Genomic DNA, 511 nt, shown 5'->3' with positions numbered 1-511 from the left:
TTCCGGCAGCCTTCAGTGGTCTTTGCAGAGTTAAGACAGGCGGCTTAGCGTTGCACTTCGAACTTGAATCCGCCCACCACCACCGTGCCGTACTCTTCCTGCCGCGGCTCTTCACAAAAGTGCACACCGTTGTCTTTCATACGCTGATAATCGCGCCAGAAGTCATCCGTCTGCAGAAACAGGAACACCCGCCCGCCACACTGATTACCAATAAATCCGGCCTGACGCTCATTGGAGGCTTTTGCCAGCAGAAGATTACAGTCACTTTCCGGATTGGGATTGACCACCACCCAGCGTTTACCAGGCTGAGGGGTATCTTCCATCAAATGAAAACCGAGCTTTTGCGTGTAATATTCGATTGCCCGATCGTAATCATCCACCACGATAGCGACATATCCCATACATCTTTTTTGGGTTCTCAATGCTCTGCTCCTGTTTGCTGCAAAATGGCATGTGAATCGATCACGGTTTGGCATCAAGGTCGATCATGATTTGGCATCCATCTCCGATC

1 protein-coding gene is annotated in these 511 nt (G+C 50.5%); it reads right to left on the bottom strand.

All coding sequences use genetic code 11. The annotated features are described in order from the left end of the window. Positions 1 to 44: 44 nt before the first annotated feature. Positions 45 to 422: a VOC family protein gene (locus ACSZO1_RS22705; protein ID WP_437616669.1), complete on the bottom strand. Its 378-nt coding sequence runs from the start codon at positions 420 to 422 to the stop codon at positions 45 to 47. Positions 423 to 511 lie beyond the last annotated feature (89 nt).

The organism is Erwinia sp. V71, from assembly GCF_965644245.1.
Taxonomy (GTDB): domain Bacteria; phylum Pseudomonadota; class Gammaproteobacteria; order Enterobacterales; family Enterobacteriaceae; genus Erwinia.
This window is presented reverse-complemented; position numbering and strand designations above follow the sequence as displayed.